Origin of the sequence: Micropruina sonneratiae (assembly GCF_025972045.1) — a bacterium.
GTDB classification, from domain to species: domain Bacteria; phylum Actinomycetota; class Actinomycetes; order Propionibacteriales; family Propionibacteriaceae; genus Micropruina; species Micropruina sonneratiae.
In genome coordinates, this window is the sequence record NZ_JAPDHX010000006.1 from 1 (window position 1) to 13204 (window position 13204).

The following is a 13204-nucleotide window of genomic DNA, read 5'->3' on the forward strand; positions in this document are numbered from 1 at the left end:
CTGGCAGAACGGCAAGGTCGAACGACTCAACCGCACCCTGGCCACCGAGTGGGCCTACCGACGAGCCTTCACCAGTAACACCGAACGGCAAGCGGCCCTTGCGCCCTGGATCGAGCACTACAACACTACGACGCCACAGCGCACTCGGAGGACACCCCCCGATCAGCCGCCTGCCACCAACGTGATGGCCGGATACACCTAGGGGAGTGTGGCGCGCAATACGGGATCGACCGGACAGAGTTCGCGCGGGGGCTTCGAGCGGAAGCGGCGGCGGTCCTTTGGGTCGATCCGACGCCAGCGGAGCGGCCGCTACCAGGCGAGCTACGTCGGTCCCGACCGAGTCCGCTACTACTCAGCCGAGAACTATGACGCCAAGGCTGATGCCGAAGGCTGGCTTTCGGGACGAACGCCGACTGATCGAATGGAACGAGTGGACCGACCCTGCTGCACGAGCAGCCGGGGAGGCCGACGTAGGCAGCGAGGTCGACCTGCAGCCAGCAGCGGTCCCGACGTTGGACACCTACGCGCGCGCCTGGATTGAGACCCGAATTACCACGAAGGGCGCACCCCTCCATCCGCGCACGCGGCGGGAGTACATCTCGTATCTTGACTCGGTCCTGGAGCCGCTCGCGAGCGAGCTGCTCAACGCGATCTCTGCCAGCGCCATTGCCCTCTGGCATGCGAGCCGCTCGAACACGCCTTCGCTGCGGCATAAGGCGTACAGCTTCATGAAGTCTGTGTTCCGGACTGCAGTTTAAGTCGACGAGTTGATCGAACGGAACCCGTGCCGCATCGACAACGCCGGCCGTCGGCCCAAGCAGCAAAGCAAGCCTGACCGCGTTGTGAGATCCGTCACGCACGACACGATCCGTGAGCTTGTCGATCTCGTCCAGCCCAGGGACAAGGCCTTCATTCTGCTACTCGCCTACTGCTGCATACGGTCAGGTGAGGCTTGTGCCCTGCGTCGTGCGGACCTTGAACTCGGTATCGGGCAGGACGGCATTCCCTTCGGATGGCTGACCGTAGAGCGTGGGGTGAGCAGTTACGACGGCCAGCGCCATGAGGGCGACACCAAGACGGGCGAACTCGGTGAGCGTCTCGTGCCCATCCCGCCGCACATCGTCGCTGACCTCATCCACCACTTGGAGACCTGGGCGGCCCCTGGGCGGCAGGGCCTCCTGTTCCCCTCGACAAACCCAGCGATGCAGTTCCGCACCACGCAGCAAATCAACGGCCATTCCGCGGTCTACCGCGAAGACGGCACGGTCAGAAAGAAGGGCTACGGCTGGTATCACGCGCGTCAGGTGATCGGCATGCCCACCCTTCATCTGCACTGGCTCCGCCACTGGGCCAGCACGGTGTGGGACGAGGCCGGCACCCCTGAGGGGCTTCGGCGGGCCATCATGGGCCACGTCCAGCGAGGCATGACCGGTCTCTACACTCACCCGGACACCACCAAGGCCGTTCCATACGCTATCCGCGTCTCGGAACTGGCCGGCTGGCAGCGCCCAACTCTCGCCGTGTCGTCCTCCACGACTGCGCCACCCACCGTCATGGCCAAGCTACTGGCCACATTGGATCCGGGAGCGCTGGCAGCTGCGCTGGCGCACATGACGAGCGAGGAGCTCGGCGAGCTCATTCCACTCCTCCCGGCGGACAAGATCGCAGCAGTGCTTGCTTCGAGACTCGGTGAATCCAGGTGAGTGGCGGAGCCGGCAGCGGCTCAGGATCTGCGACCTTATTGCGACCTTAAGCTGCGGAAAGCTGCGGATCAACGCACATAGAAGCTGCGAGGCGCCCTGGGACATAGTGCCCTAGTGGGAGGCCACAAAATGGCTCCCGCTAGGACCGAATCGCTGTATGGCGCGAAGCGCTTGTAGCTCCTTCAAGTCCAGTTAGGCCCACCACGCGAAACCCTGTTGACTAGGTGTTTCACCAGATTTCAAGAAGTCGCTTCGAGATTTGCGACCCTATTGCGACCTTAAGGATCCAAGCCGCAGTCGGGGACCGGGGCCTTCGTGTCCATTGTTGAGTGCCCGTGAGCAGCGAAGGACGCGGAGAGGGGTTTGCGGAGTCCGCAAGCTGACTGGGCGCTCGTCCAAGTGGTCACCTGGTGCGCTTGGTCACGTCAGGCGCTAGGACGGGGGTCGCTGTCTCCCTGCGTCGCCTCACGACCAACGTCATGTTCCGCAGGTGCACTGGATGGCGCGAGTACCTCGGATAACCGTTTAGACAAGGTGCTGGTCTCGCATTGCCGCACTCCGCTCGGGGCACATTCACCGGCCCACTTTGGGTGGCACTCCCCACCAAGCGAGGAGCTCGGCCAGAACCTAGTGCGAGCGGCAAGTCGAGGTCGCCTTGATATACCCCTGCCGGCAGTCAGGCAACCGCAGTGACCGGGAGGGCTCGCCGAACCGCGCGGCACGCGCCACTACGGTGGTGCCCATGACGGTCAGCGCCAGGTTGCGGGTGCCGGTCGCGCGCCGAAGCCTGCTTGAGCGGCCGCGCCTGGCCAATCCCCTCGTCGCCGAACCGTTCCCGCGGCTGGTGCTGCTTTCCGCCGCCGCCGGATCAGGCAAGACCACGCTGCTGCAGCAGTGGCTGGGCCAGGTGCTCGGCGGCGCGGGACGGGCCGGATGTCCGGGCGCCCGGGTGGCCTGGGTCAGCCTCAATGAATCGGATGCCGACTCAGGGCAGTTTTTGTGCGACCTGGTCGCGGCCCTCGGGGCGGTCGACGGAGACTTGGCGGCGCGCTCCCTGGCAATGCTGGCCGATGGCCGGGCGCAAACCGAGGACGTCCTGGTGGGCCTCGTCGAGGATTTGGACAATGCGCCTGGTCGGACGGTCATCGCGCTGGACGACTTACACCTGATGGCCTCCGGACCGGCTGCGGCGGGCGCGGTCGCGTTTCTGGTGGACAACCTGCCGCCTCGTGTGGTGGTCGCGGCCACCAGCCGCACCGATCCCGCGCTGCCGCTAGCCCGCCTCCGGGCGCGCGGTGAACTGGTCGAAGTCCGCGATGCCGACCTCCGATTCAACGACGGCGAGGCAGCCGCGTTCTTGCGCGAGGCACTCGGGCTGGATCTCCAGCCCGACCAGATCCAGGCGCTGGCGTCGAGAACCGAGGGGTGGGCAGCTGGGCTCCAACTCGCCGCGATGTCGGCCCGTGCCCACGTCGCTGAAGGGCCGGGCGCCATTGATGCTTTCATCCGGGCGTTCAGCGGCACGCACCGATTCGTGTTCGACTACCTCGTGGAGGAGGTGCTCGACGCACAGCCCGTCGAGACCCGCGCCTTCCTTTTGAGCACGTCGGTGCTCGACCGGCTGTCGGGGTCGCTGTGCGATGCCCTCACCGGAGGGTCGGACGGGCGCCGGCAACTCGACCGGTTGGAGCGTTCCAATGTCTTTCTGACCGCCCTCGACGACGGCGGCTGGTACCGCTACCACGCGTTATTCGCCGAGGCGGTGCGGGGCCGGCTGGCGGTGGTGCGGCCCGACGCCGTCGCGAGCCTGCATCGGCGCGCGAGCGGTTGGTACGCAATGCAGGGGATGCTGGAGGACGCGTTGCGGCATGCGGCCCAAGCGGACGACCCGGGCTGGTTCGCCGATCTTCTGGAGTGCGCCGCCCCGGTCTTTCGCCAGGAGCGCCGCGATCGCCTGCTGATCGAATGGCTCGATGGACTGCCGGACGTCATGGTGCGACAGCGCCCGCTGCTCGCCACCACCCGGGCGGCGGCCGGCATATCCCAGGGACACCTGGCCGCGGCGGCGCAGTGGCTGGACGCTGCCGAGGCGGCGTGGGGCGGCATCGACAGTGCTCCTGACGTCGCGGACCTGCCCGTCACCGTCCTGGCGGCCAGGAATGATGCCCAGCGGACCGTACCGGCCAACATCGAGCTGTTCCGCGCGTCCCTCGCTCAGGCATCCGGCGACGTCGCGGCCACTGTGCGCCACGCGGAAGCGGCGTTGGGGGTGGCCGGGCCGGCCGACCATTTCGTCCGCGGAGCGGCGGCCGGCTTCGTGGGCCTGGCCCATTGGGCCAGGGGGGAGTTGGGGCCCGGCATCGAAACGTTCGGCGGGGTGGTGGACCACCTGGCGGCTGCCGGCAACCACACCGACGCCAGCGGGGCGAGCGTCGTCATCGGTGAGATGACGCTCGCAAACGGGAAGCCGGCAGCCGCCGAGCGGCTGTACCGGGTCGCGTTGGCGCGGGCCGCCGGTGGAGCGTCGGGCGGGGAGGCGGTGCTCGGCGATCTGCACGTGGGGCTTGCGGACGTGCTCCGCGAGGGCGATCGCCTGGAGGAAGCCGCGGAGCAGTTGAACCAGGCGGCCGTGCTCGGTGAGAGCGCGAGCCTGCCCGAGAACAGGTTCCGATGGTTCGCGGTGCGTGCCGGCTTACAGGTCGCCGTCGGACAGTTCGACGCGGCACTGGCCGACATCGCCGAATCCGAGCAGCGCCACCGCCCTGGTTTCCTGCCCGACACTCGTCCGTTGCACGCGGCACGAGCGCGGGTGCTGATCAGGTCCGGACGACTGTCAGAGGCCAGGGCGTGGGTCGGTGAGCATGCCGTGGCCGGCGCCGACCCGGCCGACTTCGCGCGCGAGGACGAAGTCCTCACCTATGCGCGGTTGGTCGCCGCCGAGCGCCGGGCCGGACGCTCGAGCGGCCCCGAGGTCGAGCGTGTCCTGACCCTGACCGAGCAAATCGTCTCGGCGGCCGAGCGGGCCGACCGGGCGGGCAGTTGGATCGAAGGTCTGACGGTGCGCTCGCTGGTGTTGGCGGCGGCCGGTGCCCCGGCCGTCGAACCCCTTGCGGCGGCGGTGACCGCGGGCGTCGCGGCCGGCTACGCCCGCCTGTTCCTCGATGAGGGAGCCCCGCTGCTCGAACTGCTGGCACGCCTGGCCGCCTCGGGCGGCCCGGCCGCCGACGCTGCCCGGCGCCTGCTGCACGCCGAGCCTCGCGCCGCGGGGCTGGCGTTACCGCTGGAGAAGGGCGGCACGCTCAGCGAACGAGAGGCCGAAGTGCTTCGGCTGCTGGCCACCGATCTGAGCGGACCAGAGATCGCCGCCCGGCTGTTCGTGTCGATCAACACCTTGCGTACGCACACGAAGCACATCTTCTCGAAGCTGGACGTGCGCACGCGCCGGGCCGCGGTGAGTCGGGCCCGCGAGCGCGGCTTGCTGCGAGAGCGCTCGGATCATCCCGGCGGTCACATCATCGTGTGATTCGGGCGTGGCACCCACCGGCCTAGCGTCGTCAGCGTGCCCCGGGAAGCCGCCCCGGGCCTCTGACTGACTAGGAGTCCTTGCCCGTGCAACCCACAACGAAGCGCCTTGGACGGATCGCCGGCAGCGCCCTCGCCGGTGCCGGCGCCCTCTTCCTCGCCGTCCAGATCAATCACCCGGAGCTCACCCTCGAGTTCGTCGGGTCGCGCGAGTTCCTGCTGCGCGAAAGCGCCAAGATGCTGATGGCCGGCTTGGGTGGTGTCGGCGTGGTCACCCTGACGATGTGGCACGGTCGCCTCATCGGTGCGGTGGGTGTGGTGGGTGCCGCCGTCTTCGCCGTCGGCTACCTGGTGATGCTCGTCGTGCAGGCGATCGCGGCCTTCGTGTTGCCTGCCATCGTCACGACCTCGCCCGACTACGTCCGGGACGTCCTCGTGGCTGCCCTCGGTGTCCGGCCGGCGTCCGACATCGGCGGCGTACAGGTGCTGCTCAGCCTGTCGGGGGCCGGCTACCTGGCCGGCGGCCTACTGTTCGGCATAGCGCTGTTCCGCGCCAGGGTGGTGGCCCGTTGGGCGAGCGCGCTGCTGGCCGTGGCCACGACCAGCACGGTGGCGTTGGCGGTTCTGCCGGCTTCCTTCGATCGGCTGTTCGCCGTTCCGGCCGGGGTCGCCCTGATCGGTATCGGCTGGTCGGCCTGGTGCCGAGCCGGTGGGCGTGGGGTCGAACCGCGGGCCGGCGTTTCGGAGGCCGTCCGATGAGGCTCGCGAACGGTTCAGTCGCGCGCGCGGCCCTCGTCGCCATCGTCGTGCCGGCCCCCCTCTCGGCGGTGTCCGGCCGTCCGGGCGACGCACGGCAGGCATCGTGACCGGCCGCCTTATCGGCGTCGACCGGGGCTTGGCTCAGGTAGTGGTCATTGCGTCGCTGCTGGCGGCGATCGTGGTCGTTCCGTGGCCGCTCGCCTCGTGGCTGGCAAAGGCCGACTGGCCCGGCCCAGGTTCGCTTGCCCACGCTGTCGCAGACGCGCTGGCGCTGGACTGGCGCTCCGGCGTCGTGCCGGGCGGCGCCGGTTCCGCTCTCGACGGGCCGACCCGGTTCTGGCAGGTCTTCCACCTTGTGAAGGCCCTGCTGTCCATCGGCCTACTGGCGGCCGGCATCCGGGCCCTCATGCGTTCGTGGACGCTGTCCGCAGCCAGCGGGTCTGCAGCGGGACGGCTCGCGCGCTGGGTCGGCAGCCTGGCCGCACTCGCCTGCGCTGGAGTCGCCCTGCTGCTCACCGTCGCCAACCTGCAGGGCGTCATCGCCCCGTTGACGTCGGTTCTGGGTTTCCTGCCCGACGCCGGTCCGTCGGCGTCCACGGGCGCCGTCGCCATCCGCGGCGCCCTTGCCGGCACGCCCGTCCCGGCGTCCGAGGCCATCGTGACCGACTTCGCCCGGTACCACCTGGCGCTGGCCGTGATCGGCATGCTCGCTGCGTTGGCGGTGGCCGGCTTGGCGGTGCGTGCGTGGCTGTGCCACCGAACGATCGAGTGCGTCGTGCTCGGCCTCGCGGTTGCGTCCATCGGCGTCGTCGTCGCGGCGAACATCGGCACCGGGCTCGACCCGGTCCCCGCCCTGGACGCCTTTCTGGCCGGCGTCCCGACTCGCTGAGCGGTACTCCCACCCAACCCTCAACCCTGACAACGAAGGAACTCATGCCTGCGATCTCCGCTCCCACCGTTGCCGACCCGCTGGTCCAGCGGCTGTTCAGCATGGACGCCCTGCGCGGTTTGGCGCTGCTGTTGGGCGTCGTGCTTCATTCGCTGATGAGCCTGGGCACCATTCCGTGGGTGGTGACCGACGTCTCGCGCACGCCGGCGGCCGACGCGATCGTCGGGTGGATCCACATGTTCCGGGTGCCGCTGTTCTTCGCCCTGGCCGGCTACTTCGCGCGCTCGGCGCTGGCTCGCAAAGGACCGCGCGGCTTCGCCGCCGACCGAGGGAAGCGAATCCTTTTGCCCCTGGTTGTGTTCTGGCCGGTGGCGGTCCTGCCGGTGATCGTGGTCGCGATCGCTTTCGCGCTCACCCATCCCCAGTTGCCTGCGGCACCGGCGAGTGACGACCCGCTGGCCATCGCTACGCCCGGCCACCTGTGGTTCCTGTGGTCGCTGACTCAGTTCTACCTGGTGCTGCTGGCCGTCCAGTGGTTGATTCCGCGGATCGTCCCGCTCGCCGTCCGCGAGCGCTGCTCGGCTGGTCTAGGGCGAGCGTTCACAGGCCCGCTCGCGCCGCTGTGGGCGGCCGTCCCGTTCGCGGTGGCGCTCTGGCTGCAACCGACGGGCATCGTCGGACCGGCCACGCTGCGGCCCGAACTGCCCGCCAGCATCGCTTTCGGCGGAGCATTCTGGGTCGGCTGGTGCTGGGGTGGTGCCGCGGACGCACTGAACCGGATCCGCCGGCACTGGCTCGCCCGTCTCGCCGTGGCGGCCGTGCTGACCATCGGCTGTTTGGTCGTGGGCGCCCCCAGCGCTTCGTCGTGGGGCGCCTCGCCAGCCATGCTGATGGCGACGCTGGTGGCCTACCCCGTCGCGGCCTGGCTGTGGGTCTACGGGCTGGTGGGCGTCGCGGTCACCTACCTACACCGCGAGAGTCCCGTCCTCCGTTACCTCGCCGACGCGTCGTACTGGGTATACCTCACCCATCTCGGCTGGGTCTGCACCCTCCAACTGGTCATGGCGGACCTCGCCTGGCCGTGGCCGCTGAAGTTCTTGGTGATCCTTGGCGGATCCCTCGCCGCCACCCTCCTGACCTACCAGGTCCTCGTCAGGAGCACCCGGATCGGCCGCTGGCTCAACGGGCGGACCTACCCGGTGCGGCAGCGAAGCGAACGGTCGGCTGCCACTGGGACGGCGCGATGAACCGGCCAGATCCCCTGCCGGCGGGCACTGAGCCCGGCCGCTCCGCCGCCCTGGCGACCGCCGTCCGGGTATTCCCGCTGGTACTACTGGCTGTAGGAGTAGGCCTGACTGTCGGGATCCATGAAGGAGACCTAAGCCCGCGCGAGGTCCTGTTGATCCTCGGGCTCGGCGGCGCCCTCGCCACCTACCGTGTCGTCCTCGCCGCCCGACCCGTCTCTTTGCGGCCCGGCAGGTCGGCTTCTGGATCACCCTGCCACTCGTCGCCGTCCTGGTCGTCGTAGCGCCCATGTTCGCCCTCTACGCACTGGCCGGCTTCTTCGAAGCAGTCATATTGTTCGCCGGCCTCGCCGAATGGGTGGCCGACGCCTCGACCAGCGCGATCTGCGTCCTCGCGGTTACCGGCGAGGTCGGCACCACCTTGTCGTCCTGGGCGACGCGAGCAGCCCTCTACGCGTTGTTCCTCGTCATCGCCCGCCTCGTTCGGCCGGTCCTACGGTCGGTCGCACCGCACAATACATCTGAAGGCGATTGACGACGAGCTGGGGCCGGCGGCTGAACGTGTGCCCCAGCGCCGCATCGCCGTGGCGCGCTTCTTCGTGGGTGGCATCCACGAGCCTCTCAACGCTAAGAAGAACTCCGGCCGACGTGCCATTCAGCAACTCGATGCTCTGCTGGACCTGCTCGCACACCCAGAGACTGCCGTCGGGACGGGCGAGAGCCGTCCCGTGTTCAACAGGATGAACCTGTCGGTGGCAGTGATGGAGGCAGCGAAGACATTCCATTCGAAGTGGCGTGGACTGCTCGGACTCCACTACAACCCCGATGCGGAGCGGTAGTCGAATGGCGAGCCCAATGAGGACCAGCGGCAGGCCACGCTCGATGAGTTGAGCAATGCTGTGACGAACCGCCTGATCGAGTTGAGCAACCGGCGCCTGCGCGACGAGGTGCGGACGGGGTGGCAGCGGGCCTACGTGCAGAAGGGTCCGGGGTCGACGTTCGTCCGGACGCGGATCATCGCGAACGACGTCTACGCCCGCGGGCGTCACGTCGTGCTGGCCGTGGCCGCGGGCGACCTGCATCGGGCCGGCTACCGGTTCGCTCGCTCGGCGAACGGAGTGTGGCTCGTCGATCACGTGCCGGCGGACTACCTGTCGCGCGTCGATGACGGCATGGACACTCGCCCTGCGACGTAACGGCGCGCGAAGCCCGCTCAGTCGCCGAGGCGGGCCAATTGCTCGTCCATGATCCGCCGGGTCGCCAGGCTCAGGTCGCGCCAGCGCGGGTCGAGCGTTCCGGCGTCCACCTGGTCGACGAAGTCGTTGAGCTCATGGTGCATGGTGTCGACGGGCTGCACCGGCGGGTCGGCCAGCAGCACCGAGGGTGCACCGTCCCGCTCGTGCAGCACGATCTTCGACAGCTCGCCGGGGTCGTTGAACTCCAGGGCGGCGTCCTCGCCGTGGATGACGCTCGGGCCGAGCCCGGCGACCACCTTGCCGTAGACCACGTCGACGACCAGCGATCCGTAATGCAGTTGCAGCGTGCCGGCGCCCTCGAACCCGTTGTCGAGGCGCACCCCGGCACCGGACGTGGTGGCCGGGACGCCGAACAGGTCGAGGGCCGGCTGCAGGCAGTAGACGCCGATGTCGGCCAGCGAGGAGTTGCCCAGTGCCGGGTCGAAGGCGTTGGCGTACTCGCCGGCGCGCACCTTGTCGTAGCGGGAGGAGTACTGCAACTTCTCGATCCGCGCGTACCGCAGGGTGCCCAGGCGGGGCAGGGTCTCACGCAGCAGCCGGTGCGCCTGGGTGTGCACGTTGCGCATCGCCTCCATCGCGATCACGCCACGGGCCTCGGCCGCCTCGAAGATGCGTTCCACCTCGGCCGTCGTGGTGCCGATCGTCTTCTCGACCAGCACATGCCTGCCGGCGGCGATCGCCTGCAGGGCCTGGTGGGCGTGCAGCTTGTTCGGGCTGGCCACGTAGACGGCGTCGACCGCCTCGATCATCGCCGCCGGGTCGTCGAAGGCGTCCGTGATGCCGTGTGCGTCGGCGAACGCCCGGCCGCGGGTCAACTCCCTGGAGTACACCGCGGCCGCCGAGGCCCGCCCGCCGGTGGCGCCGCAGGCCGCGGTGAACCATTCGCTGATGAAGTTGGTGCCGATCAGGCCGAACCGGATCACGCTGGCCTCAGGCGGTCGGGCCGGCCGGCGGGACCGACGGCGGCGGAACCGAGGGCGAGGCGTCCGAGGCCTCGCCCTTGATCGGCTCGCCCTCGTTCGCGATCCCGCGGACGTGGAACCCGACGATCAGCAGGACGATGCCCCAGATCATGGCCAGCACGCCCAGCCACAGCGCGACCGTGAGCGCCGCGACGCCAGGGTTCGCCATGATCAGCCAGCCGGCGAGCAGCCAGAAGACGCCGCCGAGCACCAGCAGCCAGCGGTCGCCGGCACCGCGCTGGGTGAACGCGGCGATGATCTCGAGCACACCGCGAACCATCAGCCACACGCCCAGCACCCACACCAGCGCGCCACCGGCGGTGACCGGAGACGAGACCGCCATCAGGCCCGCGGCGATGCCGACAACGGCGGTGAAGATCAGCAAGCCACGGGACTGGCCGGGGCCGGGCCGGAAGGCCATCGCGGCGGCGGCCACCCCGTCGATCAGGGCGTAGACGCCCCAGACGATGACCAGGGTCAGCGCGGTCGCGATGGGGAAGAAGGCCGCGACGATCCCGAACAGGACGGCCAGTGCGCCGGAAACGATCAGATAGGTCGACGAGCGCTTCATCAGTTCGTTCATCAGGTAACTCCTCTGGGAGCTGGCTGGTCGGCGTCGCCCGCCGCCCGGCAAGGCCAATCCTGGCACTGCGGGTGACAACGGCGCGGAGGCTGGACGGCGGTTCGGACGCCGTGGCTGCCGGCTGCACCGTCGGGCGGCGCGTGCGCGGGGCGTCCCAGCACGTCGGCATGGCGTCCCCCTAGACTGTGGAGCCAATGCCGGGGCCAACCGGTGCCCCCAGGACAAGGAGCCAACCCGGTGCCTGTGCTCGATGTGATCGGCTGGATCCTCCAGACGATCATGGTGATCGGTGCCGTCTACGGGCTCTATCACGTGGTGGTCGGGCTGAACGCCTTCGGCGAACTGAAGCTCCCCGAACCGAAGCCGGGGGAGAAGCACCACAGGTTCGCCATCCTGGTGTGTGCCAAGAACGAGTCGACGGTGATCGACCAGCTGTTGATCACCGTGGCGCAACTGGACTACCCCCGCGAGTGCTACGACGTGTTCGTGGTCGCCGACAACTGCACCGACGACACCGCCGAGATCTGCCGCCGGGCCGGCGCGTACGTGTACGAGCGCACCGACACCAAGCGCAAGGGCAAGGGCTTCGCGATGAAGTGGTTCTTCGAGCGCTTCGCAGTCGACCACGCCGGACGCTACGACGCCTGCGTGGTGTTCGACGCCGACAACGTGGTCGAGGTCGGCTTCCTGGAGGCGCTGAACACCCGGTTCAACGACGGCGAGACCATCGTGGTCGGCTACCGCACCGGCAAGAACCCGTCCTCGTCGTGGGTCGCCGGCTGCAGCACCCTCTACTGGCTGCTGCAGACCCGCTTCTTCCACCTTCCGCGCAACCGGTTCGGGTGGTCGTTGTTCTCGGTCAGCGGCACCGGTTTCGGCTTCCTGCTGTCGGTCCTGGACGGCAAGGGCTGGGACACCCACACCCAGTGCGAGGACATCGAGTTCACCCTGAACGCCATCGCCGAGGGTCACCGGGCCGTCCTGGAACCCCGGGCGGTGTTCTTCGACGAGCAGCCCCAGGGGCTGTGGACCTCGATCAAGCAGCGGTACCGCTGGGCCCTGGGCGGCGTCCAGATCGTGCCGATCTGCACGCCCAGGCTGTGGCGGCGGGTCCGGTCGGGCGACCGGCGGGCCATCGACGGGCTGGTCTACAGCGTCGGGCTGCTGGTGTCGGCGATCGCCGGTTGGTCCGGCATGGCGTTCAGCCTGTTGACCGCCTTCCGCACCGGCGCCTGGGGGACGCTGGTGCTGGTGTCGGCGGCGTTCGGCCTGTTCGCGTACGTGTTCACCGGCATCTTCGGCTGGATTACCGTGGTGCTCGAGGATGCCCGCTGGCCGGGCCGCTGGAAGACGCTGCTGCTGTTCCCGCTGCATCTGGGCATCTGGTGGGTGCTGATGCTGGTGGCGCTGTTCTACCGCGACTCGACCTGGCACGACATTCCGCACACGGTGCGACTGAGCCTGTCCGAGATCGAGGCGGAGCACCACACCGGACGCCTACCGCTGCGCCGGGCGCCGCGGATCGAGCCCGACGGGGAGAACTGACCGCGCCGCTCGCGGTTCGCGCCGCTCAGGCGGCGCTGGCGTCCCATTCCCACACGGTGCCGGGCCGGCCGCGGCCGAGCACGACGCGCTTGCTGCTGACCGTGAGGCCGCGCAGCGAGGCGAGCCGGCGGTTTAGGTTGCCGCGGTCGGGGGCCACGCCGCTGAGCGTCTGGGTGATGCCGACGGCGGCCGAAACCGGGAAGACCGGCCCGGTGAGGGCGCGGGTGAACTCCAGGTCGCGCCACAGCATGTCGACCAGCAACGCGCGGCACTCGAACAGCATCACGTTGTGGTCGAAGGCGAGTTTCGGCACCTCGTCGTAGCCGTACCAGTCGGCGTCGCCGTCACCGACCGCCCACATGGCGACCGACAGCGAGTACCCGCGGGGGTCCCGGTTGGGCTGGTCGAACACGGTCAGCTGACCGAGGGCGTCCACATCGAAGCCGACCTTGCTGGTGACCGCCCGGTGGGCGGCGGCGGCGAGTCGTTCCCCCTCGCGCAGCAGGACGCCGGGTAGGGCGGGGCGGTCGAGGTACGGTTCGGTCGTGCGCGGCTTGGTGGCGACCTCCACGCGGCGCCGGTTCGGGTTGTAGCGCAGCGTGATGACGTCCACCGAAACCAGGGATGCGACGTTGGACATGGGGCGCTTTCCGGATCGGGCGACTGACTTCATTAGTCTACCTGACTATAAGCCGCGGGTGGGATCTGCGCGGGGAAATCGCGCAGTCGGTGCCGAACGCG

The 13204-nt window shown here is 69.1% G+C and carries 13 protein-coding genes and 2 pseudogenes; 12 read left to right on the forward strand and 3 right to left on the reverse strand.

From position 1 onward, the window contains the following. From OIE40_RS14680 to OIE40_RS14725, 11 genes and pseudogenes are all read left to right on the forward strand, one after another. Window positions 1-185 (forward strand): annotated as a pseudogene (locus tag OIE40_RS14680) (integrase core domain-containing protein); the annotation flags it as partial. A 23-nt stretch (window positions 186-208) separates the two neighbouring features. Then, window positions 209-346, forward strand: a pseudogene (locus OIE40_RS17140) (hypothetical protein); the annotation flags it as partial. A gap of 19 nt (window positions 347-365) precedes the next feature. Beyond that, on the forward strand, window positions 366-758 hold the full coding sequence (locus tag OIE40_RS14685) for a hypothetical protein (RefSeq protein ID WP_264703444.1): 393 nt from the start codon (window positions 366-368) through the stop codon (window positions 756-758). Window positions 759-767: 9 nt separating this feature from the next. Continuing rightward, window positions 768-1703 (forward strand): tyrosine-type recombinase/integrase, encoded by a 936-nt coding sequence (locus tag OIE40_RS14690; RefSeq protein ID WP_264703445.1) that lies wholly within the window; start codon window positions 768-770, stop codon window positions 1701-1703. Between the two features lie 742 nt (window positions 1704-2445). Continuing rightward, window positions 2446-5226, forward strand: a complete 2781-nt coding sequence (locus OIE40_RS14695; RefSeq protein WP_264703447.1) for a winged helix-turn-helix domain-containing protein — start codon at window positions 2446-2448, stop codon at window positions 5224-5226. An 86-nt stretch (window positions 5227-5312) separates the two neighbouring features. Then, complete coding sequence (locus OIE40_RS14700; RefSeq protein WP_264703449.1) at window positions 5313-5984, forward strand: hypothetical protein; 672 nt, start codon at window positions 5313-5315, stop codon at window positions 5982-5984. Window positions 5985-6132: 148 nt separating this feature from the next. Next, window positions 6133-6873 carry a hypothetical protein gene (locus tag OIE40_RS14705; RefSeq protein WP_264703451.1) on the forward strand — a complete coding sequence of 247 codons (741 nt, stop codon included), beginning with the start codon at window positions 6133-6135 and terminating at the stop codon, window positions 6871-6873. Between the two features lie 44 nt (window positions 6874-6917). Beyond that, window positions 6918-8120 carry an acyltransferase family protein gene (locus OIE40_RS14710; protein WP_264703453.1) on the forward strand — a complete coding sequence of 401 codons (1203 nt, stop codon included), beginning with the start codon at window positions 6918-6920 and terminating at the stop codon, window positions 8118-8120. A gap of 286 nt (window positions 8121-8406) precedes the next feature. Next, a complete protein-coding gene (locus tag OIE40_RS14715; RefSeq protein WP_264703455.1) occupies window positions 8407-8652 on the forward strand; it encodes a hypothetical protein in 246 nt (81 codons plus the stop codon). Window positions 8653-8680: 28 nt separating this feature from the next. After that, the gene (locus OIE40_RS14720; RefSeq protein WP_264703457.1) at window positions 8681-8956 is read left to right on the forward strand and encodes a hypothetical protein; all 276 of its coding nucleotides are present in this window, start codon (window positions 8681-8683) and stop codon (window positions 8954-8956) included. A gap of 48 nt (window positions 8957-9004) precedes the next feature. Beyond that, complete coding sequence (locus OIE40_RS14725) at window positions 9005-9313, forward strand: RNA 2'-phosphotransferase family protein (protein ID WP_264703459.1); 309 nt, start codon at window positions 9005-9007, stop codon at window positions 9311-9313. A gap of 17 nt (window positions 9314-9330) precedes the next feature. On the opposite strand, the gene OIE40_RS14730 is transcribed toward OIE40_RS14725, so the two are convergent. Both OIE40_RS14730 and OIE40_RS14735 read right to left on the reverse strand, forming a co-directional pair. Continuing rightward, on the reverse strand, window positions 9331-10296 hold the full coding sequence (locus tag OIE40_RS14730) for a Gfo/Idh/MocA family protein (RefSeq protein ID WP_264703461.1): 966 nt from the start codon (window positions 10294-10296) through the stop codon (window positions 9331-9333). A gap of 7 nt (window positions 10297-10303) precedes the next feature. Continuing rightward, window positions 10304-10918 carry an HdeD family acid-resistance protein gene (locus OIE40_RS14735; RefSeq protein WP_264703463.1) on the reverse strand — a complete coding sequence of 205 codons (615 nt, stop codon included), beginning with the start codon at window positions 10916-10918 and terminating at the stop codon, window positions 10304-10306. 237 nt (window positions 10919-11155) lie between these two features. Here OIE40_RS14735 and OIE40_RS14740 point away from each other — a divergent pair, with 237 nt between their 5' ends. Next, the gene (locus OIE40_RS14740) at window positions 11156-12463 is read left to right on the forward strand and encodes a glycosyltransferase family 2 protein (RefSeq protein ID WP_264703465.1); all 1308 of its coding nucleotides are present in this window, start codon (window positions 11156-11158) and stop codon (window positions 12461-12463) included. A 25-nt stretch (window positions 12464-12488) separates the two neighbouring features. Here OIE40_RS14740 and OIE40_RS14745 read toward each other — a convergent pair whose 3' ends face one another. Next, window positions 12489-13103, reverse strand: a complete 615-nt coding sequence (locus OIE40_RS14745) for an NUDIX hydrolase (RefSeq protein ID WP_264703467.1) — start codon at window positions 13101-13103, stop codon at window positions 12489-12491. Window positions 13104-13204 lie beyond the last annotated feature (101 nt).

Coding starts and splice junctions, on each gene's coding strand:
- OIE40_RS14685 (WP_264703444.1), top strand. CDS start 366: ATGACGCCAAGGCTGATGCCGAAGGCTGGCTTTCGGGACGAACGCCGA.
- OIE40_RS14695 (WP_264703447.1), top strand. CDS start 2,446: ATGACGGTCAGCGCCAGGTTGCGGGTGCCGGTCGCGCGCCGAAGCCTG.
- OIE40_RS14710 (WP_264703453.1), top strand. CDS start 6,918: ATGCCTGCGATCTCCGCTCCCACCGTTGCCGACCCGCTGGTCCAGCGG.
- OIE40_RS14715 (WP_264703455.1), top strand. CDS start 8,407: ATGTTCGCCCTCTACGCACTGGCCGGCTTCTTCGAAGCAGTCATATTG.
- OIE40_RS14735 (WP_264703463.1), bottom strand. CDS start 10,918: ATGAACGAACTGATGAAGCGCTCGTCGACCTATCTGATCGTTTCCGGC.
- OIE40_RS14745 (WP_264703467.1), bottom strand. CDS start 13,103: ATGTCCAACGTCGCATCCCTGGTTTCGGTGGACGTCATCACGCTGCGC.